At 70.2% G+C, this 26683-nt stretch carries 30 protein-coding genes, 1 rRNA gene and 1 riboswitch; of the genes, 19 read left to right on the top strand and 12 right to left on the bottom strand.

Features of this window, described 5'->3' with window-relative positions; translation table 11 throughout:
• Positions 1-117 precede the first annotated feature (117 nt).
• From rrf to LSF15_RS18045, 3 genes are all read left to right on the top strand, one after another.
• Positions 118-234: ribosomal RNA gene (gene rrf / locus LSF15_RS18055) — 5S ribosomal RNA — on the top strand.
• An 86-nt stretch (positions 235-320) separates the two neighbouring features.
• Positions 321-2255, top strand: a complete 1935-nt coding sequence (locus LSF15_RS18050) for a thioredoxin domain-containing protein (protein ID WP_232499950.1) — start codon at positions 321-323, stop codon at positions 2253-2255.
• A 45-nt stretch (positions 2256-2300) separates the two neighbouring features.
• Complete coding sequence (locus LSF15_RS18045; protein WP_232499949.1) at positions 2301-2717, top strand: DUF3054 domain-containing protein; 417 nt, start codon at positions 2301-2303, stop codon at positions 2715-2717.
• A 1-nt stretch (position 2718) separates the two neighbouring features.
• On the opposite strand, the gene LSF15_RS18040 is transcribed toward LSF15_RS18045, so the two are convergent.
• A complete protein-coding gene (locus LSF15_RS18040) occupies positions 2719-3051 on the bottom strand; it encodes a hypothetical protein (protein WP_232499948.1) in 333 nt (110 codons plus the stop codon).
• Between the two features lie 136 nt (positions 3052-3187).
• On the opposite strand from LSF15_RS18040, the gene LSF15_RS18035 reads away from it, so the two are divergent.
• On the top strand, positions 3188-4783 hold the full coding sequence (locus LSF15_RS18035) for a DUF7059 domain-containing protein (RefSeq protein ID WP_372460061.1): 1596 nt from the start codon (positions 3188-3190) through the stop codon (positions 4781-4783).
• Positions 4784-4825: 42 nt separating this feature from the next.
• Here the strand turns inward: LSF15_RS18035 and LSF15_RS18030 are convergent, their stop codons facing one another.
• Complete coding sequence (locus tag LSF15_RS18030) at positions 4826-5254, bottom strand: DUF1761 domain-containing protein (RefSeq protein WP_232499947.1); 429 nt, start codon at positions 5252-5254, stop codon at positions 4826-4828.
• A gap of 135 nt (positions 5255-5389) precedes the next feature.
• Here LSF15_RS18030 and LSF15_RS18025 point away from each other — a divergent pair, with 135 nt between their 5' ends.
• The 3 genes from LSF15_RS18025 (at position 5390) to LSF15_RS18015 (ending at position 8312) form a co-directional block, all read left to right on the top strand.
• Positions 5390-6325, top strand: a complete 936-nt coding sequence (locus tag LSF15_RS18025; protein ID WP_232499946.1) for a J domain-containing protein — start codon at positions 5390-5392, stop codon at positions 6323-6325.
• A gap of 53 nt (positions 6326-6378) precedes the next feature.
• On the top strand, positions 6379-7665 hold the full coding sequence (locus LSF15_RS18020; RefSeq protein WP_232499945.1) for a M18 family aminopeptidase: 1287 nt from the start codon (positions 6379-6381) through the stop codon (positions 7663-7665).
• Positions 7666-7787: 122 nt separating this feature from the next.
• Positions 7788-8312 carry a rhodanese-like domain-containing protein gene (locus LSF15_RS18015; RefSeq protein WP_232499944.1) on the top strand — a complete coding sequence of 175 codons (525 nt, stop codon included), beginning with the start codon at positions 7788-7790 and terminating at the stop codon, positions 8310-8312.
• 42 nt (positions 8313-8354) lie between these two features.
• On the opposite strand, the gene LSF15_RS18010 is transcribed toward LSF15_RS18015, so the two are convergent.
• The 3 genes from LSF15_RS18010 to LSF15_RS18000 all read right to left on the bottom strand — a co-directional run bounded on the left by LSF15_RS18010 (position 8355) and on the right by LSF15_RS18000 (position 10571).
• Positions 8355-8567 carry a hypothetical protein gene (locus LSF15_RS18010; RefSeq protein ID WP_232499943.1) on the bottom strand — a complete coding sequence of 71 codons (213 nt, stop codon included), beginning with the start codon at positions 8565-8567 and terminating at the stop codon, positions 8355-8357.
• Positions 8568-8657: 90 nt separating this feature from the next.
• Complete coding sequence (locus LSF15_RS18005; RefSeq protein WP_232499942.1) at positions 8658-10034, bottom strand: L-serine ammonia-lyase; 1377 nt, start codon at positions 10032-10034, stop codon at positions 8658-8660.
• Positions 10035-10139: 105 nt separating this feature from the next.
• Complete coding sequence (locus tag LSF15_RS18000; RefSeq protein ID WP_232499941.1) at positions 10140-10571, bottom strand: GNAT family N-acetyltransferase; 432 nt, start codon at positions 10569-10571, stop codon at positions 10140-10142.
• Positions 10572-10713: 142 nt separating this feature from the next.
• Here LSF15_RS18000 and LSF15_RS17995 point away from each other — a divergent pair, with 142 nt between their 5' ends.
• The 5 genes from LSF15_RS17995 (at position 10714) to LSF15_RS17975 (ending at position 15411) form a co-directional block, all read left to right on the top strand.
• Entirely contained in the window at positions 10714-10965 is a 252-nt protein-coding gene (locus tag LSF15_RS17995; protein ID WP_232499940.1) for a helix-turn-helix domain-containing protein, read from the top strand.
• Entirely contained in the window at positions 10958-11446 is a 489-nt protein-coding gene (locus tag LSF15_RS17990) for a Clp protease N-terminal domain-containing protein (protein WP_232499939.1), read from the top strand. Before LSF15_RS17995 ends, LSF15_RS17990 begins: the two co-directional genes overlap by 8 nt.
• An 8-nt stretch (positions 11447-11454) precedes the next feature.
• A complete protein-coding gene (locus LSF15_RS17985) occupies positions 11455-12486 on the top strand; it encodes an ATP-binding cassette domain-containing protein (RefSeq protein WP_232499938.1) in 1032 nt (343 codons plus the stop codon).
• Positions 12483-13313, top strand: a complete 831-nt coding sequence (locus tag LSF15_RS17980) for an ABC transporter permease (protein ID WP_232499937.1) — start codon at positions 12483-12485, stop codon at positions 13311-13313. The genes LSF15_RS17985 and LSF15_RS17980 overlap by 4 nt, the downstream gene beginning before the upstream one ends.
• A 196-nt stretch (positions 13314-13509) precedes the next feature.
• Complete coding sequence (locus tag LSF15_RS17975; protein ID WP_232499936.1) at positions 13510-15411, top strand: CocE/NonD family hydrolase; 1902 nt, start codon at positions 13510-13512, stop codon at positions 15409-15411.
• A gap of 141 nt (positions 15412-15552) precedes the next feature.
• Here LSF15_RS17975 and LSF15_RS17970 read toward each other — a convergent pair whose 3' ends face one another.
• The 3 genes from LSF15_RS17970 to LSF15_RS17960 form a co-directional block, all read right to left on the bottom strand.
• Positions 15553-16173 carry a CoA-binding protein gene (locus LSF15_RS17970; protein WP_232499935.1) on the bottom strand — a complete coding sequence of 207 codons (621 nt, stop codon included), beginning with the start codon at positions 16171-16173 and terminating at the stop codon, positions 15553-15555.
• Positions 16170-17465 carry an O-acetylhomoserine aminocarboxypropyltransferase/cysteine synthase family protein gene (locus LSF15_RS17965; protein WP_232499934.1) on the bottom strand — a complete coding sequence of 432 codons (1296 nt, stop codon included), beginning with the start codon at positions 17463-17465 and terminating at the stop codon, positions 16170-16172. The genes LSF15_RS17970 and LSF15_RS17965 overlap by 4 nt, the downstream gene beginning before the upstream one ends.
• A 93-nt stretch (positions 17466-17558) precedes the next feature.
• Positions 17559-18107: a cysteine hydrolase family protein gene (locus tag LSF15_RS17960; protein WP_232499933.1), complete on the bottom strand. Its 549-nt coding sequence runs from the start codon at positions 18105-18107 to the stop codon at positions 17559-17561.
• 32 nt (positions 18108-18139) lie between these two features.
• On the opposite strand from LSF15_RS17960, the gene LSF15_RS17955 reads away from it, so the two are divergent.
• The 6 genes from LSF15_RS17955 to LSF15_RS17930 all read left to right on the top strand — a co-directional run bounded on the left by LSF15_RS17955 (position 18140) and on the right by LSF15_RS17930 (position 21774).
• Positions 18140-18436, top strand: coding sequence for an antibiotic biosynthesis monooxygenase family protein (locus LSF15_RS17955; protein WP_232499932.1), 297 nt, complete (start codon positions 18140-18142; stop codon positions 18434-18436).
• Positions 18437-18459: 23 nt separating this feature from the next.
• Positions 18460-18526: riboswitch (guanidine-III (ykkC-III) riboswitch) on the top strand.
• A gap of 13 nt (positions 18527-18539) precedes the next feature.
• On the top strand, positions 18540-18863 hold the full coding sequence (locus tag LSF15_RS17950) for a DMT family transporter (protein ID WP_232499931.1): 324 nt from the start codon (positions 18540-18542) through the stop codon (positions 18861-18863).
• A 214-nt stretch (positions 18864-19077) separates the two neighbouring features.
• Positions 19078-19509, top strand: coding sequence for a hypothetical protein (locus LSF15_RS17945; protein ID WP_232499930.1), 432 nt, complete (start codon positions 19078-19080; stop codon positions 19507-19509).
• Positions 19503-19748, top strand: coding sequence for a helix-turn-helix transcriptional regulator (locus LSF15_RS17940; protein ID WP_232499929.1), 246 nt, complete (start codon positions 19503-19505; stop codon positions 19746-19748). Before LSF15_RS17945 ends, LSF15_RS17940 begins: the two co-directional genes overlap by 7 nt.
• Complete coding sequence (locus tag LSF15_RS17935; protein ID WP_232499928.1) at positions 19745-20812, top strand: NAD(P)-dependent alcohol dehydrogenase; 1068 nt, start codon at positions 19745-19747, stop codon at positions 20810-20812. Before LSF15_RS17940 ends, LSF15_RS17935 begins: the two co-directional genes overlap by 4 nt.
• Positions 20809-21774 (top strand): NAD(P)-dependent alcohol dehydrogenase, encoded by a 966-nt coding sequence (locus LSF15_RS17930; RefSeq protein ID WP_232499927.1) that lies wholly within the window; start codon positions 20809-20811, stop codon positions 21772-21774. The genes LSF15_RS17935 and LSF15_RS17930 overlap by 4 nt, the downstream gene beginning before the upstream one ends.
• A 4-nt stretch (positions 21775-21778) precedes the next feature.
• Here LSF15_RS17930 and LSF15_RS17925 read toward each other — a convergent pair whose 3' ends face one another.
• From LSF15_RS17925 to LSF15_RS17915, 3 genes are read right to left on the bottom strand one after another with little or no spacing between them, the layout of a single operon-like run.
• Entirely contained in the window at positions 21779-22582 is an 804-nt protein-coding gene (locus LSF15_RS17925) for an alpha/beta fold hydrolase (protein WP_232499926.1), read from the bottom strand.
• A gap of 47 nt (positions 22583-22629) precedes the next feature.
• Complete coding sequence (locus LSF15_RS17920; protein ID WP_232499925.1) at positions 22630-23634, bottom strand: YeiH family protein; 1005 nt, start codon at positions 23632-23634, stop codon at positions 22630-22632.
• Entirely contained in the window at positions 23631-25307 is a 1677-nt protein-coding gene (locus tag LSF15_RS17915) for a dolichyl-phosphate-mannose--protein mannosyltransferase (protein ID WP_232499924.1), read from the bottom strand. Before LSF15_RS17915 ends, LSF15_RS17920 begins: the two co-directional genes overlap by 4 nt.
• Before the next feature lie 55 nt (positions 25308-25362).
• On the opposite strand from LSF15_RS17915, the gene LSF15_RS17910 reads away from it, so the two are divergent.
• Positions 25363-25821: a VOC family protein gene (locus LSF15_RS17910; protein ID WP_232499923.1), complete on the top strand. Its 459-nt coding sequence runs from the start codon at positions 25363-25365 to the stop codon at positions 25819-25821.
• Positions 25822-25938: 117 nt separating this feature from the next.
• Here the strand turns inward: LSF15_RS17910 and LSF15_RS17905 are convergent, their stop codons facing one another.
• Entirely contained in the window at positions 25939-26679 is a 741-nt protein-coding gene (locus LSF15_RS17905) for an alpha/beta fold hydrolase (protein ID WP_232499922.1), read from the bottom strand.
• Positions 26680-26683: the final 4 nt, after the last annotated feature.

Below are 26683 nucleotides of genomic sequence, written 5' to 3'. Positions count from 1 at the left end.
CCAACACATACAATTCAACACCGCACCCCCACCCACCCCCAGGCCACCGCCCGGGAGTGCATGGTGGGAGTCACCGAGACCACCAACCACCCCCCGGGGTGCTGTTGGTTCTAGAGTTTCGGCGGCCATAGCGCGAGGGAAACGCCCGGACACATTCCGAACCCGGAAGCTAAGACTCGCAGCGCCGATGGTACTGCAGGGGAGACCCTGTGGGAGAGTAGGACACCGCCGGACATTCATTCGAAGAGAGCCGCCCAAGGTTGGGCGGCTCTCTTTGGTTAAGCCGGGCCCATTCCTCCCGGCCGAAGTACGCTGAGGTGATGGGGAACCGACTCGCCGATGCCATGAGCCCGTACCTGCGGGCACACGCGGAGAATCCCGTCGATTGGCACGCGTGGGGCGAGGCGGCGTTCGACGAGGCACGCGCCCGAGATGTGCCGGTGCTGATCTCGATCGGCTACGCGACGTGCCACTGGTGTCACGTCATGGCTCGCGAGAGCTTCAGCGATCCCGCGCTCGCGCTCGCCCTCAACGACCGGTACGTCGCCATCAAGGTCGATCGCGAGGAGCATCCCGACGTCGATGCCACCTACATGGCGGCCGCCTCGGCGTTCACCCGCGAACTCGGATGGCCGCTGACCGTGTTCGCCACGCCCGAGGGGCGAGCGTTCTACGCCGGCACCTACTTTCCGCCGCAACCCACTCGAGGCCTCCCGTCGTTCCGGCAGGTGCTCGCCGCCGTCGACGAGGCCTGGCGTGAGCGGCGCATCGAGATCGATCAGACCGCGACCGCGGTCGCCGAAGCACTCGCCGAGACATCCGCAGCCCGAACGGCCGGCGATCTGCCGTCTGCCGACACACTGCACGAGGCCGTCGCGCGCCTGGCCGACGACGAAGACCGCGTTCACGGCGGCTTCGGCGGGGCCCCGAAGTTCCCCGTCGGACCGGTACTGCGGTTCCTCGCCTCGTCGCCCGGCGACGGGCGTGCCCTCGCGCTCCGAACGATGCGGCTCATGGGCGCCTCCCCACTCCGCGACCCCGTCGACGGCGGCTTCTTCCGGTACGCGACGCGAGTCGACTGGAGTGAACCGCACTACGAGCGCATGCTCACCGACAACGCGCAGCTGCTGTCGGCCAGCATCGAGCTGACGCGAGCATTCCCCGCCGATGCAGCGCCCGAGGCGATCGCGCGCGGCGTCATGAGATTCCTCGCCGATACGATGCAACTGCCGGGCGGCGGGTTCGCGAGCGCCCAGGACTCCGAGAGCATCATCGACGGCGCGCGCCACGAGGGCGGCTACTACCACGCCGACGTCGAGACCCGCCGGGCCCTCGAACCGCCCGCCCTCGACGAGAAGGTCCTCACCGGGTGGAACGGCTTGGCGATCGGCGCGCTCTCGCGCGCGGCCGTAGTGCTCGGCGATACGACCTCCCTCGCGTCGGCCGAACGCGCCGCGCGATTCCTGCTCGAGCACCACGTGCGCCCGGATCGTCTCGTGCGGGCGTCGCGCGACGCACAGGTCTCGAGTTCGAGAGCGACGCTCGAGGACAGCGGAATGCTCGCGAGCGGCCTGCTCGAGCTCGCCCTCGCGACCGGCGAGGTGGGATACGCCGTCGCGGCACGCTCGCTCATCGACGCCGCGCTGGCCGCTGCCGACGAGGCCGACAGTGGGAACGACGGAGTCGCACCGCTGCCGTTCCGAGCTCCGGGCGGGGCGGATCCGGTGCTGGCCGCGCGCGGGCTCGCGCTCGACGACGATCCCGGCGAGGGAGCGATGCCGTCGGGCGTCTCAGCGTGCGCACACGCCGTCTGGACGCTCTGGCTCCTCGGCGCCGGCGATCGCTATCGTGTCGCGGCCGAGGCGGCGATGCGGCGCGTTGCGGGGGCCGCCCTCGCCCGGCCGATCGCGTTCGGCAGCACGTTGCGGCTGATGGCGAGGTACGTCGCTCCGGCGGTGCAGCTGGTCACGGTCGTGCCCGATGGGGCGGGGACGACCGACATCGGCGCGGGCGCGACCGCGCGGCTGGTGCGCGCGACCCGTGGGCACGAGGCATCCGTCACCGCGATCGTGACCGAATCGCAGGCGCGGGCATTCGCGACCGCCGGCTTCGAACTGTTCGACGCGCGCGGGCTGGTGCAGGGGCAGGCTGCCGCCTACCGCTGCACGGAGTTCGTCTGCGCCCTGCCGTTCGTCGACGCCCGTGGGCTCGAAGCGCTCGCCTCGGTGGAGGGCGGGGACGCGTCGGAGGGCTGACCCGGCCCGGTCGGTGCACAGGGTGGCGTTCCGTACGATGGCTGCATGACCCGACGCACGACCAATCGCACCGCGCCCGTGCTGACGGCGGCGGCGCTCGACGTCGCGCTCATCCTGGTGTTCGTGCTCATCGGGCGCCGCAACCACGAAGAGGCGCTCTCGCTGGGCGGCATCGCGCAGACCGCATGGCCGTTCCTGGTCGGGGCGGCGGCGGGGTGGCTCGCGACCCGTGCGTGGCGGCATCCGTTCGTCATCTGGCCGACGGGCGCCGTGATCTGGGCGGCGAGCGTGAGCGGCGGGATGCTGCTGCGGGTCGCCTCGGGTCAGGGCGTGCAGCTCGCGTTCGTGATCGTCGCGGCGCTCACGCTCGCCGCCATGCTGCTCGGCTGGCGGCTCGTCGCCCTGCTCGTGACACGTGCGCGCCGCTCCCGCCGTGCCGAGGCCGGGGCCGGGGCGGCCTGAATCACCAGGCCGCGGGCACCCGGTCGAGCACCGACCACACGGCGGCGCTCAGCTCGGGGTGGTCGAGTGCGATGCCCCGCAGCAGTTCGTACTCGAACCGTGCGACGTCGCCCTCGTGTGCCGCGGGGTGGTAGGCCCGCGCGCGGGCCGGCCGCCATTCGTCGGAGTGCATGCGCTCTTCGCGCAGCGTCGCGACGACCTGCTCGTCGACAGACGGCAGATCGGGCAGGAACGTCCACGGGTCTTCACCGAGGCGGCAGCGCAACTCGATGAGTGCACTGAGCTCGTCGCGCGCGTCTTGGCGCAGACGCTCGAGCGTCGATGCTTCGTCCATGAGCGGCCTCCCCTCGCTGTCCGATCGTACGCCCACGCTACGCGCGACGTGTGACATCGGGGTTACGGGACGCAACCTGAGATGGACGCCCGATGACGCCCACGTGACGATCGTCGACGTGCGCTTGAATTGTCGGGTGAACGCCGAGCCGAACCGCGAACCCCGCGACCGCACGACCGACCGCACGACCGATCTGCTGGCTCGCCTCCACGCCGACCTTCGGCGGGCCCGGTTCACGGTGGGCGCGCTCCAGGCGCTGTGGGGCACCGCTGCCGCGGCGGCACTGCATCGCGGCGAACGCGTGCCCGCCCGACGCGTGCTCGAGGCGCGTCGGGCCGAGCATGGGTCATCCGCCGATCTCGCCACCCTCGCCGAGCTCTTCGTGCTGGGGCTTCCGGTGCCCGCCGACGACGTCGCCCGCGCGCTGCCGGAGCTCGGGGTCGACGCCGGCGCCGAGCTCGGGCTGATCGCCCGGCGCGGGCCATCCGTCGTGGCCTCGCTCGACCTGCGGCCGTACGCGTTCACCGACGCGCGCGGAAGCGGCGAGTGGTGGATCCTCTCGGACCTCGGCGAGCTCGCGATCGAGGGCCCGCTCGGCGAGCAGCACGTGCTCGGCGTCGGCGGCGCCTCGATGACGCTGGCGGGCCTGATGCTGCCGACCCCCGCGCGGAGCGTCCTCGACCTCGGCACGGGCTGCGGCATCCAGGCGATGCACGCGTCGCGCTTCGCCGATCGGGTCGTCGCGACCGACATCTCGGAGCGCGCACTGAAGCTCGCCGGCATGAACCTCGAGCTGAACGGCATCGAGGGCGTCGAGTTGCGTCTCGGAAGCCTCTACGAGCCCGTCGCGGGTGAGCGGTTCGATCGCATCGTGTCGAATCCGCCGTTCGTCATCACGCCGCGCGTCGCAGGCGTGCCCGAGTACGACTACCGCGACGGCGGCATGGTCGGCGACGAGCTCGTCGAATCCGTGATCCGGGCGGCGGGCGACCACCTCGAACCGGGCGGCGTCGCACAGCTGCTGGCCAACTGGGAGTACGCGGGCGACCGCGACGGGCTCGCTCGCGCGGCCGAGTGGGCCGGCGGCCTCGACCACTGGATCGTCGAGCGCGAGGTGCAGCACGTCACCGAGTACGCCGAGACCTGGATCCGCGACGGGGGGACCCGGCCCGGAACCGAGGCCTTCGGTCGTCTCTACACGGCGTGGCTCGACGACTTCGAGGCGCGCGGCGTCGATCGCGTCGGGTTCGGGTACGTGCTGCTGCGGCGGCGTGATGCGGCGGATGTCGCGACCCGGGCATCGGGGTCCGCGGGGCAGGCTCGCGTCGAACGGCTGCACGGGCCGCTCGGCGACGTCGGCGCCGGCCTCGGCGGGCATCTCGTCGAGTGCCTCGTCGCGCACGACCGACAGTCGTCGCTGTCCGATGCCGAGCTCGCCGCGATCCGCCTGACGGTCGCCGGCGACATCACCGAGGAGCGGCACTACTGGCCGGGTGACGACGACCCGACCGCGATGCTGCTTCGACAGGGCGGCGGATTCGCGCGCTCCGTCGTCCTCGACACGGGGCTCGCGGCCCTCGTCGGCGCGTGCGACGGCGAACTCGCGGTGGGAGCGATCATCGCGGCGCTCGCGCAGCTGCTCGAGGTCGACGAGTCGGCGCTGGCGGCCGAACTGCTGCCGGCAGCGCGCGCCCTCATCGACGACGGGATGCTGCTGCTGCCGAGCGAGTGATCCGGAAGGGTCATCCGCTCTCGACGTTGTGCACGCAGGACGTCAGACCGTGCCCTCGGGCGGCCACACTCCGATGATGAGCGCCATCACGAGCACGGTGACGAGCTCGTGCGCGATGTTGAGAATGGTGAGACCGGCCGGGCGCCCCTCGAACGCGTCGTGCGTGATGAAACGCGCCGCCGTGAAGCCGGCCCACAGCATGAGACCGGTGGTGATGGTCATGACGAGGTAGTTACCGCCGAGCGCCTCCCACGCGACCTGCGTCGCGAGCGCGAGCACCCACGCCGAGATGAAGCTCACGACGAGGGTCATGACGATCGGCGCGACGGCATTGCGATCGCCCGAATCGTCGACCTTCGCGACCCGCATCCAGTAGTTGCCGAACACCTTCGGCGTGTACCAGATCGACCCGACGACCATCGTCGACAGCGTCGCGACGACCACGGCCCAGTAATTGACCTCGACCACCATGTCGGCCTCCTTCGGCGGCCCCGTTGGCCTGCACGGAGTCTATCCCTGAGGAAACGTCGCGAGCGAGAGCGCCACGACTCGGCGATCCCCCTGCTCGCGAGGGTATTCTCGTGGTCGCATATCGAAAGCGAGCCAATGCCCGACAGTCCGCTCTCCGACTCACCGTACGAGGTGCTCGGCGTCGCCGCCGACGCGGATGCCGCGACGCTGCGCCTGGCGTACCGGCGCGCCCTGCGCGGCGCCCACCCCGACACCGGCGGCGACGCGATCCGTTTCCACGCGGTCCAGGCCGCATGGGAGCTCGTCGGCACGCCCGAGGCGCGAGCTGCCTTCGATCGTGGGATCCGCACGGTGGCACCCTCCGACGCGCCCCACGAGGCGTGGGCGCCCACCGCGCCGAAGCCACGCCGCGATTCCCGGCCCCAGGCGCGGTCGTACGGGCACCCCGGCGGGCTGTCACGCGAGACCTATCTGGCGCTCGTTCGCGAGTGGGTCGGTCGCGGCGTCACGCTCGACGACCCCTACGACCCCGCGCTCGTGCGAAGTGCGCCGCGCGACATCCGTCACGTGCTCGCCGATGCGCTCGCCGAAGAGGCGACCGCGCGCTCGCTCGCGACGCTCGGCATCGCCTACACGGTCTGGCACGACCTCGCGACCGACGCGGCGGGCCGCGGCCTGCCGCCCAAGCTCGACCATCTGGTGCTCGGGCCGACGGGGCTGTTCGCGATCCAGTCCGAGGACTGGGGCGCGACGGTGGCGCTGAAGCGCGGTGAACTCGTCGGCGAGGCGCTCGGCGGCGAACGGCCGATCCGCGCGCTCGCCGCGCGTGCCAAGGCGATCGGACGGGCGGCGCGCGTGAAGCCCACCGCGCTCGTCGTGGTCGTGCCCGACGAGCATGCCGACGAGCCGCTCGAGCTCGGCGGCAGCGTGCGCGGCGCGACCGTGGCACTCGTGCGGCGTTCGCGGCTCGCGAGCGCGGTACGCGAAGGGCTTCCGGGGTCGGCCCACCTCGGCGGCACCGAGCTCATGGAGGTCCGCTCGCGGCTGCAGGCGGTCGTGCGGTTCGCCTGAGCGTGGCGCGCGGCGGTTTCGCGCGAGAGTGCAGGCCGGTGTTGGATGGAGGCATGCCTCCCCTCGACACCGACGCGTACATCGCCGACTTCGCCGACTTCATCCAAGCCTCACCGACCTCGTACCATGCGGCCGCAGAGGTTGCCCGGCGGCTCGAGGAGGCTGGATTCGAGCGGCTCGACGAGTCGGCCGAGTGGCCCGCGACCCCGGGCCGGCGTGTCATCGTGCGCGATGGTGCGGTCATGGCGTGGGCGCAGCCGCCTTCGGCCGATGCGACGACGCCGTTCCGCATCCTCGGGGCGCACACCGACTCTCCGTCGTTCAAGCTGAAGCCCAATCCCACGTCGAACTCCGAGGGCGTGCTCCAGGCCGGCGTCGAGGTCTACGGCGGGCCGCTGATCAACTCGTGGCTCGATCGCGAGCTCGAGCTCGCCGGTCGTGTGGCGACCGCCGACGGCGCGACGCACCTGGTGCGCACCGGTCCGATGCTGCGCATCCCGCAGCTCGCGATCCACCTCGACCGCGAGGTGAACAGCAAGGGACTCACCCTCGACAAGCAGCGGCACACGCAGCCGATCTGGGGTGCGGCGGGCGATCTCGACGAGAACGCCGACCTGCTCGCGGTCGCGCTGAGCGGCGTCGGCATCGCGCCGGACGAGATCGCGGGCCACGACCTGCTGCTCGCCGACACCCAGGCTCCGGCCCGCTTCGGCCTCGCCGACGCGTTCTTCGCCGCCGGCCGCATGGACAACCTGAGTTCGGTGTACGCCGGTCTGGCCGCCCTGCTCGCCGCACCCGACGACGCCGCGCACCTCAGCGTGCTCGCCGCGTTCGACCATGAGGAGCTCGGGTCCGAGTCGCGCTCGGGTGCGAGCGGCCCGGTGCTCGAAGACGTGCTCGTGCGGGTGTCGACCGCGCTCGGCGCCGGCGAGATCGACCGGCGACGCGCCTTCGCCCAGTCGTGGATCCTCTCCTCCGACGCGGGGCACGCGGTGCACCCCAACTACTCGGAGCGACACGATCCCGGCAATCGTCCGGTGCTCGGCGGCGGCCCCCTGCTCAAGCTGAATGCGAGCCAACGGTACGCGAGCGATGCCGTCGGCAGTGCGCTCTGGACCGGCGTATGCCGCCGCGCAGGGGTGCCGACGCAGGCGTTCGTGTCGAACAACGCGATCCCATGCGGGTCGACGATCGGCCCGCTCGCTGCCACGCGCCTCGGAATCCGCACGGTCGACGTCGGCGTGCCCCTGCTGTCGATGCACTCGGCGCGCGAGCTCGCACACGTCGACGACCTCGTGGCGCTCGGCGCCGCCGTGAGCGAGTTCTTCGCGTCTGCCTGACTCACGGGCTCGGCGGCGGGGCGTCGCAGCGGGCAGCGTATCGGCCGAGACTGGCCGGATCTCGCGCGACGGCGGCGCGATCTGCACCTCGCCGTGCGTGATCGTGGTGGCAGGCTGTCGTCATGAGCGACCCCACGACGACCCAGACGGTTCCTGCACTGTTCGCGAACGTTGCGGCTGCCGACGAGGCGGTCGCGCACTTCCGCGGCCGGCTCGCGTTCGAGTCCGACGTGTCGGATGTCGCGGCCGCACTCGCGACCGACGCGCCTGGCTTCGTCGTGGTCGACACCCGCAGCGACGAGTCGTGGACCCAGGGGCACGTGCCCGGCGCGATGCACCTGCCGGGTCGGCGCATCGCCGGCGAGGCGACGGCGCACATCCCGGCCGGGACGCCGGTGGTCGTGTACTGCTGGGGCCCCGGCTGCAACGGCGCGACGCGCGCCGCGCTCGAGTTCGCGCGACTCGGCTACCCGGTGAAGGAGATGCTCGGCGGCTTCGAGTACTGGGTGCGCGAGGGGTTCGCGTACGACACCCCCGATGGCATGCGGCAGCGCCCGGCCGACGCGCTGACGAACGTCGCCGCGGCCGGGGTCGGTGGTGCACCGCTGCCGACCGGTTCGGTCGGCGTGATCAGCTGCGCCTGCTGACGGCCGCCGGGCGTAGCCCAGCGGCCGGGCGTAGCCCAGCGGCTACCGAAGCGGACCCCGCCGGCTCTCGAGCCACAGCGTGTGCTCGCGCAAGCCGTTGCGCACGGCGGCCTTGATGATCAGGTAGCCGATCCAGAGCATCAGGGCGAGCACGGCCAGATAGATGACGAGGCCGATGATGATGCCGATGAGGCCGGCACCCCACAGCAGGTCGAGGGAGTTCGGGTCGGGGATCGGGGCGGCGAGGGTGTCCATCAGCACAGCGTGCCAGAACCGCGACGGTTGCACGAGGGGCCAGATCGGGGGACACGCGACCCGTGGGACGCGTGACCGGCCCCGGGCGCGTCAGCACTCGATGACGTTCACCGCGAGGCCGCCCTCGCTCGTCTCCTTGTACTTCGTCATCATGTCGATGCCCGTCTGGCGCATCGTCTCGATGACGGTGTCGAGCGACACCAGGTGGGTGCCGTCGCCGTGCAGGGCGAGCCGCGCGGCCGAGACCGCCGTCGACGCGGCGATCGCGTTGCGTTCGATGCAGGGCACCTGCACCAGCCCGGCGACGGGGTCGCACGTCAGGCCGAGGTGGTGCTCCATCGCGATCTCGGCCGCGTTCTCGATCTGTCGTGCGGTACCCCCGAGCACCGCGCACAGGGCGCCGGCGGCCATCGCGCACGCCGACCCGACCTCGGCCTGGCACCCGCCTTCGGCACCTGAGATCGACGCGTTCTTCTTCACGAGCGAGGCGATCGCCGACGCGGTGAGCAGGAACCGCCGGATGCCGGCGGCATCGGCTCCGGGCACGAAGCGCAGGTAGTAGTGCCCGACGGCGGGGAGGATGCCGGCCGCGCCGTTCGTCGGCGCCGTGACCACGCGCCCGCCCGACGCGTTCTCCTCGTTCACGGCGAGGGCGAAGGCGTGCAGCCATTCGGTCGAGGTGTCGCGAAGGTGTTCATCGCGGTCGTACTCCTCGAGGCGTCGGCGCACCTCGGGCGCGCGGCGCTTGACGCGCAATCCGCCCGGCAGCGTGCCCTCGGTCGCGAGCCCGTGTGCGACGCACTCGGCCATCGCCGCCCAGATGGCGTCGAGGCCTGCGTCGATGCCCTGTTCGCCGTGCACGGCGACCTCGTTGAAGCGAGCGACATCGCAGAAGGAGACGCCGTGCTCGTCGCAGAGGTCGAGCAATTCGGCCGCGTTCGAGTAGGGCAGCGGATGCCGCAGCGCCTCGGACTGCTCAGGCGCGTCGCCATCGCGGCGGATGAACCCGCCGCCGACCGAGTAGTAGGTCTCTTCGGCGAGGGGGAGCGCATCGTCGTCGCCCCAGGCCTGCAGCGTCATGGCGTTCGGGTGGCCGGGCAGGCGGGTGCGCGGCTCGAGCGAGACGTCGGCCTGCGACATCCGCACAGGGTGGCGCCCCATCACGCGAAGTTCGGCGCCCGCCTCACCGAGGCGCAACCAGGCTCCGCGCACGTCGGCGGGGTCGCAGTCGTGCGGTTCGAGGCCGGCGAGGCCGGCGACCACCGCATCGGGGGTGCCGTGACCGAGGCCGGTGGCGCCGAGCGAGCCGTAGAGCGAGCAGGTGATACGCGTGACCCGGTCGAGCCGACCGTCGACGTCGAGACCCTCGACGAACGCACGCGCCGCCCGCATCGGGCCGACGGTGTGCGAACTCGACGGGCCGATCCCGATCGAGAAGAGATCGAGGGCAGAGACGAACGCTGTCACCCTTCAAGGCTACGCCGCAGGTCGCGCACGCATCCGCCGTGCAGTCGCAGGATCGTGCGTCAGCAGCCTCGTTCGCGCGCGCCTGCGGCGCGGACGCTGTGTCGATCAGCGGGGCGTGAGGATGCCCGGACGCGCCATCCAGTCGTGCGGGCGCTCGAGCGGCCGGAAGCCGAATCGCTCGTAGAGTCCGTGCGCGTCGCCCGTCGCGAGCAGGATGCGCTTCAGTCCAAGCGGCTCGAGTGCAGCCATCACCCCGTCGACGAGGGCGACCCCGACACCGCGCCCCCGCGCGCCGGCCGCGACGAACACGTCGCAGAGCCAGGCGAAGGTCGCCCGATCCGTCACGACTCGTGCGTACGCGAGTTGTTCGCCAGTGACCGCGTCGTACACGCCGAAATTCCATGAGGCGTCGATCGCCGCGTCCTGCGTCGCCCGTGGCCGCCCTTCCGCCCAGTACGACTCCTCTGCCAGCCAGGCGTGGATGCGCCCACGATCGAGGCGGTCGGGGTCGTCGGAGAAGAAGAGATCGTCGGGCATCTCTCGATGACATCGCTCGGCGACCCCGAGCGCAAGGGGCCACTCGGCGACTCGTGGCTCCTTCGACGCGGCACGGGGTGGCGGCCGCCACTTGTAAGCAACTTCGGTTGACAAATCTGAGATAGCAACCTAAGTTGCTTACATGACCCCGCCCCCGTCGAATCAGCAGAGTCCGGATCCCACCGGAGCCGAGGCCGACGACCTCGCCGCCGTCGTCGCGCTCCGCGAGCTCGCCGACCGGCTCGAAGATGCCGCCGTCGAGCGCGCCATGCGGGCCGGTTGGAGCTGGAGCCAGGTCGCCGAGGCGCTCGGCGTCACCCGTCAGGCCGTACACAAGAAGCACCACCGCCGGCTCGAAACCGCGGGAATCGAACTGAGGAGGCGCAATGTCTGAACAACTGCACGATGACCTCGGCGTGACACTGAAGACCGTGATCACGGCTTCGATCGAGGAGGCAATCCGGCGGGGTGCGGCCAAGGTCGAGGCGGAGCACCTGCTGCTGTCGATCGCAGCGAGCGGGGATGCCGCAGCGCAGGCGCTCGCTGACGCGGGACTCGACTACCCCGCGATCGAGGCGGCCCTGCAGGATGAGCGAGCGCGCGCCCTGCGGGCCGCGGGCATCGAGCCGGTCTCCGACGAACGGCTCCACGCCACCCGCAACTCCCGTCCGGTTTGGGGCGCATCGATCCGCGACGCCCTGCGCCGTGGCGACTTCAAGGCGCACCGGAACCGTGGCAGTGCCGAACGCGAACGCCTCGCCGTCGCGGACGCGCTCATCGGCGTACTGCGCGCCGACCTCGGCACCGTGCCTCGCGCCATCGAATACGCAGGTGTCGACCGTGCGGCACTCATCGCTCGACTCGAACGATTCTGAAGGGCATCATGAGCATCCGATCCAACGACCAGGCCGTCGAAGCCGACGGTCTCGTCAAGTCCTTCGGCGACGTCCGCGCCGTCGACGGCATCGACCTGCGCGTCGCCACGGGCAGCGTCTACGGCGTGCTCGGCCCGAACGGCGCAGGCAAGACGACCATGATCTCGATGCTCGCGACCCTCGCACCCCCCGACGAGGGCACCGCACGTGTCTTCGGGCACGACGTGCGCCGCGAACCGCAGGTGGTCCGCCAGCTCATCGGGCTCACCGGCCAGTACGCCTCGCTCGACGAGGCGCTCTCGGGTGCCGAGAATCTCGTGCTCTTCTGTCGCCTTCAGGGCCTCCGCCCGGCCGCCGCACGGCGGAAGGCCGCGGAACTCCTCGAGGAGTTCGGCCTGACGGATGCCGCGCGGAAGCCCGTCACCCAGTACTCGGGCGGCATGAGGCGCCGACTCGACCTCGCCGCAAGCCTCATCGCGCAGCCGCCGCTGATCTTTCTCGACGAGCCGACCACCGGGCTCGACCCTCGAACACGCGCGCAGATGTGGGCCACGATCCGTCGTCTCGTCGCGACCGGATCGACGGTGCTCCTCACGACCCAGTACCTCGACGAGGCCGACCAACTCGCCGACCGCATCGCCGTCATCGATCATGGACGGGTCGTCGCCGAGGGCACGACCGATGAGCTGAAGGCCTCCGTCGGCGCATCGAGCCTGCAGCTCCACGTCGACGAGGTCGGCGACCTCGACGATGCCGCCTCGGTGCTCGAGCGGGTCCTGGGCGTGCGGCCGACCGTCACGCATGAGTCGAAGCGGCTCACCGCGCCGATGCAGGACGCCGATCGGGTCGGCGAACTCCTCGCCGCCCTGCGTGAGTCGCGCATCCGCCTCACCGAGCTGAGCGTCTCGAAGCCGACCCTCGACGAGGTCTTCCTGACGCTCACGGGTCACGGCGTCGAACCGGGCCGGACCGACGACAGAGAGCTGGCCGATGAAGCGGATGCCGCAGCATCCGTCGATCTCGAAGGAAGCCGCGCATGACCGCCGAGGTCATCATGCCCGCGACCATCACGCCGGGCGCCGAGCGGTCTCTGAAGAACTCCGTGAGCCTCGCGCAGACCCTGTCGAACTCGTTCGCGATGGCGTGGCGTGGACTGTTGAAGATCAAGCGCACACCCGAGCAGCTGTTCGACGTGACGTTCCAGCCGATCCTGCTCACGGTCATGTTCACGTACATCTTCGGGGGCGCCATCGCCGGAACGCCCGAGGACTACCTGCCGTTCATCGTGCCGGGCATCCTCGTGCAGACCGTCGTGATGACCTCGGTCGTCACCGGCGTGCAGCTTCGCGAGGACATGACGAAGGGTGTGTTCGACCGGTTCCGGTCCCTGCCGATCGCCCGGGTCGCCCCGCTCGCGGGTGCGCTCCTGGCCGATACCGTGCGCTACGCGATCGCCTCGCTCGTGACCTTCGTCACCGCGGTCGTGATGGGCTATCGCCCCGCCGGCGGCGTGACGGGAGTGCTGCTTGCGAGCGTGCTCGTGATCGTCTGCGCGTGGTCGCTGAGCTGGATCTTCGCGTTCTTCGGCGTGATCGCACGCTCGGCCGCAGCCGTGCAGGGCATCTCGCTGATGATCCTGTTCCCGCTGACGTTCCTCTCGAATGCGTTCGTGCCGGTCGACACGCTGCCGGGCTGGCTCGAGTGGTTCGTGCGGCTGAATCCGGTCTCCCATCTCGTGACCGCGGCGCGCGACCTCACGATGACGGGCACCGCGGGCGTCGGGGTCTGGTTCGCGCTGCTGGGCGCAGCCGCGGTGGTCACGGTGTTCGCGCCGCTCACGGTGCGCGCCTACATGCGGAAGGCGTGACCGCGATCAGCGCAGCGTCTTGCGCGCCGTGATGTCCAGTATCGAAGGCCTGTCGTCATTCCAACGGCGTCGCCGATCACCGGACGAAGCCAGGTCAAGGACGAAGTCAGGTCAAGATTGTTGACCAATCTCGTCCAGCACCGTAGGTTGCTGAGGAACTCATGGGAGAGCGTTTTCCCCTTACGGAAGGACTTCGATGAAATCCAGAATTCTCGCCCTCGCGGGTTCAGTGGCCATCGCGGCACCCCTCGCACTCGGCGCGGCGGGGGCGGCCAGCGCGGCGCCGACCGACAACCCCCCGGTCACGCTCGTCGACAACGTCACTGCCCCGATCTACGACTACGACGGAGCCATCCGGGAGACGGTATGGGTCACCGCCCCCGACCTCGACGGTGACGGTGACGACGAGCGGGTCGCCACCGACATCATCCGCCCCCGCGAACTGGACGGCAACGCCCGGGTTCCGATCATCATGGACGCCAGCCCCTACTACCTGAGTTCCGGACGTGGCAACGAGGCGGAGCGCAAGGTCTATGACGCCGACGGCAACATCGTCAAGTTCCCGCTCTACTACGACAACTACTTCGTGCCCCGCGGCTACGCCTTCGTCGCCGTCGACATGGCCGGCACCGCCCGCTCGACCGGGTGCACTGACGAGGGTGGCCGCTCCGATATCGAGTCGGTCAAGGCCGTCGTGGAGTGGCTGAACGGCAACGGGGTCGCCCACGACGCCAGTGGCGCGGTCGTCGACGCCGACTGGAGCAATGGCAAGACCGGCATGATCGGCAAGTCCTACGACGGGACCCTCGCCAACGGTGTCGCCGCTACCGGTGTCGACGGCTTGGAGACGATCGTGCCGATCAGCGCGATCAGCTCGTGGTACGACTACAACCGCTGGCAGGGCGCGGTGAAGTCCTTCAACTACCCGAGCAGCCTGTCCCGGTCGGTCGCCTCCAACCGGACGATCGCGACCGACTGCTCGGCGCGGCTGAACTGGATGAACGCCAACGACGGTGACGAGACCGGTGCCTACACCGACTTCTGGGCCGAGCGCGATTACCGCGAGGGCACCTACTACGACGTGTCCAAGGTCAAGGCCAGCGTGTTCATCATGCACGGGCTGCAGGACAACAACGTCAAGACGATGAATGCCTCGAAGTGGTGGGACGACCTCGGCGAGCAGGGCGTGGACCGCAAGATGTGGCTCACCCGACTCGGGCACGTGGACCCCTTCGACTCCGAGCGCGCCCTGTGGGTCGACACCCTCCACCGATGGTTCGACCACGAGCTCATGGACATCGACAACGGCATCGACCGTGAGCCCGCCGTGAGCGTCGAGACCGCGCCGAACCAGTGGGAGCAGTCACCGACCTGGCCGATCTCGTCGGCCCGCACCCAGACGCTGAACCTGCACTCCGATGGCACGCTGATGCTGGGCAAGCAGGACCGCTCCACGGCCAGCTACGTCAACTCCACGTCGCTGAGTGAGGCGAATGCCGTCAGGATCGGCGACAACCCGAACCGGCTGCAGTTCCTCACCGGCACGACCCAGCACGACGTCCGGATCTCGGGCACACCGACCCTCGACCTCGATGTCACGCACACCGCCCCGGTCGGGCAGGTGTCGGTCATGCTGGTCGACTACGGCGTGATGGATCGCATCAGCGCCTCGGGTGACGGGGCGCAGACGCTGAGCACGGAGTCCTGCTGGGGCCCGGCGACCGCAACCGACGACGCCTGCTACAACGAGGTCGCCAAGCGCATCTCGAGCACCGAGCTGCAGGTCCTGGCCAGGGGCTGGGCCCGACTGGACGGGGCCGGCAACCACACGGTCACCGTCGAACTGGCTGCCAACGACATCGTCGTGCCGGCAGGTCACCAGCTCGGCCTCGTGATCAGCGGCAGCCGCAACGGCGTCGTGGCCGTCGACACCGCGGCGACCATCTACACGGTCGGTCTGAGCGGTTCGAAGCTGAACCTTCCGGTCTCGGGCCCGATGGCCGGTTTCGGCCCGGGGCACCTGACCGCGAGGGACACCGAGCGCCTGAGCCCGGGAACGCTGCCAGACCTCAACGAAACGGTGTGGCCCGGCAACTGACGCTCCGGGCGGGGAGACGCCCCGCCCGGCGACCGGGCCGGCTCAGCGGGCTCAGCGGCATGCGGCGATACCGCAGGCCGCTGGGCTCGCTCGCGAATGCGGGCGCTGCGGCGGGTCGGCGTGCGCGCGACTTGGTTCGGGTCAGCGCAGCGTCTTGCGCGCCGTGATCTGGCCCGTGTCGAACCCGAGCAGGTGCAGCCCGCCGTCGAACCTGGCGTGCTCGACCTTGATGCATCGGTCCATGACGACGGTCAGGCCGTGCTGCTCGCCGTAGTAGGCGGCATCTTCGTTCCAGATGCCGAGCTGCACCCAGATGGTCTTCGCGCCGATGGCGACGACATCGTCGATCACGCTCGGGATGTCGCTGCCGCGGCGGAACACGTCGACGATGTCGGGCACCTCGGGCAGATCGGCGAGGCTCTTGTAGACCGGCTGGCCGAGGATCTCGGTCGCGTTGGGGTTCACGAAGTACAGGCGATAGTCGCTCGACTGCTGCAGGTAGGTGCTGACGAAGTAGCTCGAACGCGCGGGGTTCGGCGAGGCGCCGACGATCGCGACCGACTTCGCCTCGCGCAGGATCGTGCGGCGTTGCTTCGCGTCAGGGCCGATCCACGTGCGCTGCGAGTGCAGCAGCTTCGCAAGGGGCGAGCTCGCCGGAAGCTCGCACGACAGGCCGTTGACGAGCTGCACGGTTTCGAGGTCGTCGGATGCCGCGGCCCCGGCCGTCTCGGCGAACTCCGTCGCGGGATCGGTGATCGTCATCGTTCTGCTCCTGTCGCGGCCGCGAGGGCCTGATCGAGATCGTCGATGATGTCTTCAACGTCTTCGATGCCCACGCTAATCCGCACGACGCCGGGAAGCACGCCCGCGTCGACGAGCTGCTGCTCGGTGAGCTGCGCGTGCGTGGTCGACGCAGGGTGGATGATGAGCGTCTTGGCGTCGCCGATGTTGGCGAGGTGCGAGGCGAGGTTGACCGATTCGATGAGCCGCTGGCCGACGGCGCGGCCGCCCTTGACCTCGAAGCTGAAGACCGCTCCCGGTCCCTTGGGCAGGTACTTCTTCGCGCGGTCGTGGTGCGGGTGATTCGGCAGGCCCGCCCACCAGACCCGCTCGATGCGCGGGTCGGCCTCGAGCCACTCGGCGACCGCGCGGGTGTTGTCGAGGTGAGCCTGGATGCGATACGGCAGCGTCTCGACGCCCTGTGCCAGGAGGAACGCCGAGTGCGGGGCGAGCGCCGGGCCGATGTCGCGCAGTTGCTCCGCCCGCAGGCGCGTGAGGAAGGCGTACTCGCCGAAGTTGCCGGACCACTCGAGGCCGCCGTAGCTCGGCACCGGCTGGCCGAAGAGCGGGAACTTCTCGGAATGCCAGTCGAAGCGGCCCGACTCGACCACGACGCCGCCGAGGGTCGTGCCGTGTCCGCCGAGGAACTTCGTCGCCGAGTGAGTGACGATGTCGGCGCCCCACTCGATGGGTCGGTTGAGGTAGGGCGTCGGGATCGTCGAGTCGACGATGAACGGGATGCCGTGCGCGTGTGCGACGTCGGCGAGGGCCTCGAGGTCGGCGATCTCACCCGACGGGTTCGCGATCGTCTCGACGAAGAGCGCCTTGGTCGTGTCGGTGATGGCTGCGGCGTAGTCGTCGGCGTTCGACGACTGCACGAACGTGGTCTCGACACCGAACCGGCGCAGCGTCACGTCGAGCTGGGTGATCGAGCCGCCGTAGAGGTTCGCGCTCGCCACGATGTGGTCGCCCGAGCCGGCGATGCTCGCGAAGGTGATGTACTGCGCGCTCAGCCCGCTCGCGGTGGCGACGGCGCCGAGGCCGCCCTCGAGGCTCGCGATGCGCTCTTCGAAGCTCGCGACCGTGGGGTTGGCGAGGCGGGAGTAGATGTTGCCGTACTTCTGCAGCGCGAAGCGCGCCGCTGCGTCGGCCGTGTCGTCGAAGACGAAGGCGCTCGACTGGTAGATCGGCAGCGCGCGAGCGCCGGTCACGGTGTCGGGGATGTTGCCCGCGTGGATGGCGCGGGTCTTGAAGCCGTATTCGCGATCTGCCATGGTTTCACGCTACCCGTCGGCGGTGCGGCATCCGTTCCGAGCCGTAATGCGGGGCAACGGATGGCGCGACGCGCCGCGTCTCGCGCTGGGCGGCTACGGCGCCAGCACGTCGGCGGTCGACACGACCCGGGCGAAGCCGCCGCCCTGCAGGTTCGCTGCGGTGGCGCGCGCCAGTTCGGCGGCTGTGAGACGGGTGCCGCCCGGCCCCTCGAGGTCGAACGTGTGCGTCGCGTCGAGCGCTACGGTCACGTCGTACCCGAGGTTGCCGGCCATGCGCGCGGTCGTCTCGACGCACATGTTCGTCTGGATGCCGCAGATCACGAGCTGTCGGATGCCGCGTGCCGTGAGCCACCCGTGCAGGTCGGGTTCGCCGTAGAACGCCGAGTTCACCTGTTTCGTGACCAGGAGTTCGTGCGGGACATCCGCCACGTCCTTGAACGCGTTGCCGGGTGCGCCGGCGGCGAGCGGCGAGCCGGGCGAGACGGAGTCATGTCGAACGAGCACGATCGGGCGTGCGGCCTGCGACCAGGCGTCGACGAGCCGGCCGATGTTCGCCTCGGCGCCGGGGTTGTCGCGCTCACCCCACACCGGGTCTTCGAACCCCTGCTGCACGTCGATCACGATGAGGGCGGCGTTGTCCATGCCTCCATTCTGCCGCCGCTAGAGTTCAGCGGGTGATCCTCGAGCACGCGATCCTCCCCGTCGTCCCCGGCCGCGAGGCCGACTTCGAAACGGCGTTCGCCGAGGCGAAGGCGATCATCGCGGGCATGCCCGGGTTCGTCGACCTGCGCCTGTCGCGCTCGATCGAGACGCCGAACGAGTACCTGCTGCTCGTGCACTGGCAGAGCGTCGAGTCGCACGAGGTCGGGTTCCGAGGCTCCGAGCAGTACCGGCAGTGGCGCGCGCTGCTGCACAGGTTCTACGAGCCGTTCCCGGTCGTCGAGCACTTCGCGCTCGTGCACAGTGCCTGATCAGGGGCGCTTGCTAGCCTCGGGGTAGGTCGCACCGCGCGGCCCCGGACGAGGGAACCCAGTACCCGGAACGCGACAAGACTGGCCACGGGAGTGAACAGTCATGGCGTGGATCATCCTCATCGTCTCCGGAATCCTCGAGGCCGTCTGGGCCACCGCGCTCGGCAGGTCCGAGGGCTTCACGAAGCTCTGGCCGTCGGTCGTCTTCTTCGGCGCGCTCGCGCTCTCGATGGGCGGGCTCGCCTGGGCGATGCGCGACATCTCGACCGGCACCGCGTACGCGGTCTGGGTCGGCATCGGCGCGGCGCTCACGGTGATCTGGGCGATGATCACGGGCGATACGGATGTCTCGTGGGTGAAGCTCGCCCTCATCGCGGGCCTCGTCGGCTGCGTCGTCGGACTGAAGCTCGTCGACGGCAGCCACTGACCGCTCAGCCCCGTCCCGTTCGCGACCGAACGGAGGAAGAACCGCCGGACACGCGCGCTGCGCGACCGGCGACACGCCGAGGTTCGGCCGATTGTTCCTGCTCTGGCGCAAGCGGTCGGTGCTTCGAAGCACGGCTGGTGTAAGAAATACTTGACATGGTGTGAAACTTGGTTGACACTGAACATGTCAAGAATTGTTTACATAGGAGCGTGTCATGTCATACGAGGAGAAGGGCACGTGGCTCTACCTGGTGGTCGCCATCGCCGGGTACTCGTTCTACCTGTCGTGGGTGCTGCCCGAGGTGCTCGCCGGTACGCCCGTCGCCGACGTCGACTACGTCGCCCCCATGCTCTGGGCCATCGGCGGCGCCATCGTCGTCACGATCATCGGCCGGATCCTCGTCGAGATCGTATTCCCGAGCGAGAGCACCAAGGGGGACGTGCGCGATCGCGAGATCGACCGGCTCGGCACGAGGGTCGGCAGCTCGTTCATCGTGATCGGCGCGCTCGGCGCGCTCGTGCTCTCGATGCTCGAGGCGGACTGGTTCTGGATCGCGAATGTCATCTACCTGTGCTTCGTGCTCGCGGCACTGCTCGAGAGCATCACGCGACTCGTGGCCTACCGCAAGGGCGTGCCGACATGGTGAAGCCGACGCGGGTCACCAACGACATCCGGTCGTTGCGGTTCCGCGCGAGCGAGATGACACAGGCCGAGCTCGCGAAACGACTCGGCGTGACCCGCCAGACCGTCATCGCCATAGAGCAGGGGCGGTACTCACCCTCGCTCGAGATGGCCTTCCAGATCGCGCGGGTGTTCGGGGTCCCGCTCGACGCGGTGTTCCAGTACCCCGATGCAACATCAGACCAGCAGGGAGCAGCATCATGAGAGTCGCAGCTTACGAACAGTACGGCCCGCCCGGGGTCGTCGCCATCACCGACCGGCCCGACCCGATACCCCGCGAGGGGCAGGTGCGTGTGCGCGTGCACGCCGCGGTGGTCGGCTCGTCCGACAGCGCCGCACGCTCGGGTACACCCTGGTTCGCCCGCCTCGCCTTCGGGCTCCGGGCGCCGAAGCAGCACGTGCTCGGTTCCGAGTTCGCGGGTGTGGTCGACGCGATCGGCCCGGGCGTCACCCGGTTCGCGGTTGGCGACCGGGCGTTCGGTGCCACGGGCATCGGCCTCGGCGCCCACGCCGAGCACGTCGTCGTGGCCGAATCAGGTGCGGTCGTGCGGCTTCCCGACGAGGTGAGCATGGCGGATGCCGCGGCGATCTGCGACGGCGCCCTCACCGCGTTGCCCTTCCTGCGCGACGGCGGGCACGTCCGCCCGGGCGACCGGGTGCTCGTGAACGGCGCCTCGGGAAGCGTCGGCGCCGCCGCCGTGCAGCTTGCGAAGCACCTCGGAGCCGAGGTCATCGCGGTCTGCGGTCCAGCCCACGCCGAACTCGTGCGATCGCTCGGGGCCGACCGCGTGATCGATCGCACCCGCGAGGACTTCACGCAGGCGCGCAGCGAGTACGAGGTGATCTTCGACGCCGTCGGCAAGAGCACGTTCCGGCGTTGCCGGCGTGCGCTCGTGGCCGGCGGCTCGTACCTCACGACGGTGCCATCGTGGTCGATCGTGTTCCAGCAGCTCACCTCGAAGCTCGGTAGCCGCCGCGCCGTGATCATGTTCACCGGCCTCCGCAAGGACGCCGAGAAGCGGCCCGACCTCGAGGAGCTCGGCGCGCTCGCCGCGGCTGGCGCCTTCCGTCCGCCGATCGAGCGGATGCTGCCGCTCGAACAGATCGCCGCCGCGCATCGCATCGTCGACGCCGGCCACAAGGGCGGCAGCGCCGTGATCATTCCGGTGCCCATCGAGACCGGTCCGACGGATGCCGCGAGTGTCACGGATACCGTCCGCGCCACGCGTGACGCGGCATCCGACGCCACGCCCGAGGCGGCGTCATGAGGGCTGTCGTGCAGCACGTGTACGGCGGGCCCGACGTGCTCGACCTCGCCGAGGTCGACGCGCCGGCGCCGGCAGCCGACGAGGTGCTCATCCGGGTGCGGGCCGTCGCCGTGAGCGCGGGGGACGCCCTCATCATGCGGGGCGAACCGCGCGCCGTGCGCCTCGCGTTCGGCCTGCGGCATCCGAAGCAACCGACCATCGGGCGCGATGTCGCGGGCGTCGTCGAAGCCGTCGGCCCGACCGTCACGAAGTTCGGGGTCGGCGACCAGGTGTACGCCGAGTCCGACCAGGGCGGCTACGCAGAACTCGTGGCCGTCGCCGAGGAGTTCGTGGCTCGACGGCCGGCGAACGTCGACGCGATCCACGCGGCGGCCGTGCCCGTCTCGGGGACGACCGCGCTGCAGGGCTGGCGCCTCGCCGATGTCGGGCCCGGCCGGCACGTGCTCGTGAACGGCGCGTCGGGCGGGGTCGGCGGGTTCGCCGTGCAACTCGCCAAGGCGGCGGGCGCCGAGGTGACCGGCGTCTGCCGAGGCGCGAAGTCCGAGCATGTGCGGGCGATCGGCGCCGACCACGTGATCGACCACACCCGCGAGGACTTCACCGACACGACCGGCCGGTACGACGCGATCTTCGACCTCGTGGCCGACCGCCCGCTCGGCCGCGTCCGCCGCGCGCTCACGCCGAGGGGGACTCTCGTGCTCTCGTCGGGCAGGGGCGGTGCGGTGTTCGGGCCGTTCGGGCGCATCATCCGCGCCTCGCTCATGAACCCGTTCGTGTCGCAGCGGCTGCGCCCGCTCGCCGCCCGCCGCAGCGGTGACGACCTCGCCGAGCTCACCCGCCTGATCGAGGCCGGCGAGGTGAACCCCGTGGTCGATCGCACGTACCCGCTCGCGCAGGCGGCGCATGCGATCGCCGACTTCGAGTCGGGCGCGGTGCGCGGCAAGCTCGTACTCACCGTGTGACAGGTCAGCCCGCCGCGTGCTCGTCGACGAACTGCAGCACCTCGGGGCCTGCCGGATCGATGAGATGGCCACCCTCCACGGGTGCGAGGCGTGCATCGGGCAACCGCTCCGCGAGTCGCACGGCGACACGACGGAGCGGCTCGGGCGATTCATCGGCGGCGACGATGAGTGCGGGCATCGTCACCGCGGCGAGCTCGTCGTCGGTGTACCGGCGGGGGTGCGCGCTGAGATCGAGCCCGTCGCCGTCGAGCTCGGCGCGCACCCCGGGGCTCGTGCGGGCGAACATCGCCTGCAGTTCGCCGGGCAACGACTCCCACATGGCGTCACCCAACCAGAGCCGGAACACCGCCTCGGCGGCGCCGTCGGGATCCTCTGCCGCCGCGTCGGCGGTGCGTCGCCGAAGGCCGCCGGCCCACGCCTCGACCTCGGGGTCGATCGTGAAGACCGCCGGCTCGAGCAGCACGAGGGCGCGCACGGTAGACGGGTGGGCCAGTGCGAACTCGAGGGCGACGAGTCCGCCGGTGCTGCGGCCGATGACGATCGCGGGCGTCGCGTCGAGCAGTTCGAGCAGGGCGCGTGCATCCTCCACGTGGTCTCCGAGGTCGACCGACTCGGATGTCGCGGGTACGCCGCTCCGCAGGAACCCACGCCGGTCGTAGGTGATGCAGCGGCCGTGGTGGGCGAGCGTCGCGGCCGCGCCCTCCCACATGACCGCCGAACTCGGCGTGCCGTGGATGCCCAGGATCGGGAACCCGGTGCCCCGCTCCTCGACGTGGAGGTCGACTCCGTTCACGCGCATGCGCGACATGACCTCAGGCTAGGCCGATGGCGGCCCAGCCGCGAGGGGCGTGCACCTCAGCCGAGCAGCACGGCGCCGTGGGCGAGCGCCGCGACGAGCACCCACGACGTGAGGCCGACGACGAGCGCGCGCCATCCGGTGCGCACGAGCGCGGCCACGCGGATCGACGCGCCGAGGGCGAAGAGCGCCATCGCGAGCAGCGCGGTCTGCACGAGGTCGGCGCCCGTGAGCACCCACTCGGGCAGCGGCACGAACGTGTTCACGAGCACCGCCGCCAGGAATCCCACGATGAACAGCGGCACGATCGTCGGACGCGGGCCCGCGGCATCCGATGCCCTTCGACGCTCGATCGCCGCCGTGATCGCGACCATCGGCGCGAGCATGAGCACACGAGTGAGCTTCACGACCACGGCGACCGCGAGCGCGGCGGTGCCGGCGAGCTGCGCAGTCGCGACGACCTGGCCGACATCGTGCACGCCGGCGCCGACCCAGTGTCCGAATCCGGTCGCCGAGAGCCCGAGCGGATGCCACAGCGCGGGCAGCACCGCGATCGCGAGGGTGCCGCACAGCGTGACGAGCGCGACCGGCACCGCCTGTTCCTCGTGGCGTGCGCGCAACGCCGCGCCCATCGCCCCGATCGCCGAGGCGCCGCAGATGGCGAAGCCGCTCGCGACGAGCACGGGCTGATGGCCGGGCAGGCCGAGCGCGCGCCCGAGGCCGATCGTGCCGACGAACGTCAGCACGACGACGGCGACGGTCGTCGCGATCGTGACCCAGCCGAGCCCGGCGATGTCGACGAGGCTCAGCTTGAGCCCCAGCAGCACGATGCCCGCGCGCAGCAGGCTGCGAGCGGCGAAGCGCAGGCCGGGCGCGAGCTGTCGGCCGAGGGCCGGTCGAAGTGCGGGCACCTGGCCGACGACGATGCCGAGGGCCACCGCGCCCGTGAGCACCGGCACCGCCGGGAGCGCGAGATGCGCGAGCCAGGCGAGCGCGGCCGCGGCCGCGGCCGCCGCGACGGCGACGCCCGGCAGCAGGCGGCGCGCGACACGGGGCACCGTCATCCCCAACTCGGCAGCCAGAAGTGCAGTTGGCGGAACATCGGCGTGAGCGGCACGCCGGTCCACACCGGGTAGAAGAACGCCGACACGAGCACGGTGAACCCGAGGAAGATGCCGACGACCGCCAGCCCGCGCACGCGCCGCCACTGCTCGTCGTCGCGCCGCCCGAGCACGAGTGCGATCACGAAGACGAGGGCGAGCACCGTGTACGGCTGGAACGCGATCGAGTAGAACTGGAACACCGTGCGGTTCAGGTACATCAGCCACGGCAGGTAACCGGCCGCGAGCCCCATGAGGATCGCGCCGACCTGCCACTCGCGGTAGCGCACGAGCCGATAGACGAGGTACACGGATGCCGCTGCCGCCGCCCACCAGATGAGCGGGTTGCCCACCTCGAGGATCGAAGACCAGCACGTGTCGGCACCGCACCCGCCCGAGCCGTCGTCGGTCGACGCGAAGTACATGTTGACCGGCCGCCCCATGACGAGCCACGTCAACGGGTTCGACTGCCACGGGTGCGGGGAGTGCACGCCCACGTGGTAGCCGTAGGCCGATTGGTGGTAGTGCCAGAGGTTCTGCAGGGGGAGCGGCACCCACGACAGCCACCCGGTCGCCGCGCTTCCGGTCGCTTCGGCCCAATGCCGGTAGTACCCGCCGTCGGTGGCGAACCAGCCGCCCCACGAGGCGAGGTAGACCGCGGCGGCGATCGGCACGAGCAGCACGAAGGTGATCGGCGCCTGCTTCAGCAGTGCGCCGGTGAGCCAGAACGGCACGCCCGCGCGGCGGCGCGCGAGCGCGTCGACCGCCACGAGGTAGATGCCGAAGCCGGCGAGGAACCACAGCCCCGACCACTTCACGGCACACGCGGCACCGAAGGCCACGCCGGCGGCGACGACCCACGGGCGCCCCCAGAGCGAGGGGCCGTAGATCGGGTCGTGTCCCGCGTCACGCGACTCGTCGAGGCGCGACTCGAGCGCGCGGCGCGTTCTGTCGCGGTCGAGCAGGACGAACCAGAACCCCAGCAGGGTGAAGAGCATGAGCCAGTTGTCGAGCAGGGCGACGCGTGACATCACGATCGCGTTGCCGTCGATGGCGAACAGCAACCCGGCGGTGACGGCGATGGCCGTCGAGGCGAACAGGCGACGGGCGACGAGCGTGATGAGCAGTACCGCGAGGGTGCCGGCGAGCGCCGTCGTCGCGCGCCACCAGAACGCATCACCGGCACCGAACGCGGCCATGCCGAGCGAGATCATCCACTTGCCGAGCGGCGGATGCACCACATACGTCGGATCATCACTGAACGTGTTCGGGTCGCCCGCGTTGAAGTCCTCGTTCGCGCCCTCGGGCCAGGCCGACTCGTACCCGTTCTGCAGGAGGGTCCACGCGTCTTTCACGTAGTACGTCTCGTCGAAGATCAGCGACGGCGGGTGACCGAGGTTCCAGAACCGCAGCACCGCAGCGACGAGGGTGATGAGGATCGGCCCGCCCCAGTACCAGAGCGCCCGCCGTCGCGGCGTCGCGAGCACGCGACCCCACCAGTCGTCGAGCCGTGAGCCGCGAGGTTCGGGTTCGGGTTCGTCGAGGTCGCGATCTTCGTCGGAACCGATCTCGAGATCGTCGGATGTCGCGTCGGCGTGCTCGTCGCGCACGCCGGCGGTGCCCGACTCCGATCCCATGCGCCAACCCTAACGATTCAGCCCGTGAGGTCGAATGAGCAGTATCCTGTCGGTGATGGCCGAGCTCCCGGTGATGCCGGATGAATCGCACCATGGCACGGCTTTCGTAGACACCAGGAGTCCGAAACGCATGGCCATCATCGGAGTAACCCCGTACCTCTACTACGAGGACGCCGACGCCGCGTTGACCTGGCTGGAAGAGGTGCTCGGTTTCACCGACCCCGTCCGGTGGCGCGATGAGTCAGGAAGGGTCAGCGAGGCCGACATCACCGCCGGCCCCGCCATGATCAGCATCAGCGGCAGCAAGACTCCGGCGCACCTTGACGATGCCCTGCTCATCGTCAACGTCGACGACATCGACGCCCAGTACGCCAGGATCACGCAGGCCACCGATATCCACGTCGATGCACCAGTCGATCAACCCTACGGACCTCGGACGTTCACCATCCGTGACCCGTGGGGCTACTCATGGACGTTCTGGCAAGGCCATGCAAACCCACCCAGCGGCACCTGAGCCGGCGCCGTGGCCGCAGCTTCGCACACCCTCGCACTGAGGCAGAGGGCGCCATTCCCTCGGATATCGGAAGGGGCCAGCCGAGTCCGGCTGGCCCCTTCAGGTTGTATGTGCAGTTCAGCTGGTTTGTGACGCCGCTGACTGGATGGTCTTGGCAAGGTCGCCGGCACGGCTCCACATCGGCCAATGGCCCGTCGGGAGGTCGATGACGTCGAGGGTTTCGAGGTTCGCGACTTCGGCGAACATGGGGTGTCCTCCTCGGGCCATGTCGAGCACCTGCGCACTCGGGATCGAACAGCACACCAGGGTGGTCGGGACGGTGCTGCGGGCATCGTTCGTGAGCTCGACTGTCTGGCGAAGAACGGGCCCAGGCTCAGGGACCGCCTTGGCGCGGAAACGCTCAAGTACCTCTGTGCTCAGGCCTTCGAGGCTCGCCTGCTGAGCGAGGACGTCGAAGGGCGGGAGTGGAAGTTCCTCCAACCCCTCCGGCAGATCTGGGGCGAAGGCGCTCCCAGTTGCCATCGGACCGGAGTCGACCCAGACCACCCGATGAACGAGTTCAGGATGCCGGTCGAGGACGAGGCTGACGGGAGCGTTCGCCCCGCTGTGAGCTACGAGCGTCGCGGGCTGGTCCGTGGAGACGTCGACTCGAGCGAGGATGTCGCGAATTGCTTCGGCTTGATCGTCGAGGGTCCTCGTCGAACGCGCAGGGTCGTCGCGGTCGAGGCCAGGCAGCGTGATCGCGATTGCACGAGAGTGGTCGGTTTCCAGATGTTCGAGGACGTCATCCCACGCCCAAGCGCCCAGCCAGTGGCCGGCGATGAGAATGATGGTCGGATTGCGTTTCAAGGCTGTCATGTCT

Source organism: Agromyces humatus, assembly GCF_021228295.1.
Classification (GTDB): Bacteria; Actinomycetota; Actinomycetes; order Actinomycetales; family Microbacteriaceae; genus Agromyces; species Agromyces humatus.
Note: the sequence above shows the minus strand (reverse complement) of the source record. Positions and strands in the feature narration are given on the sequence as shown.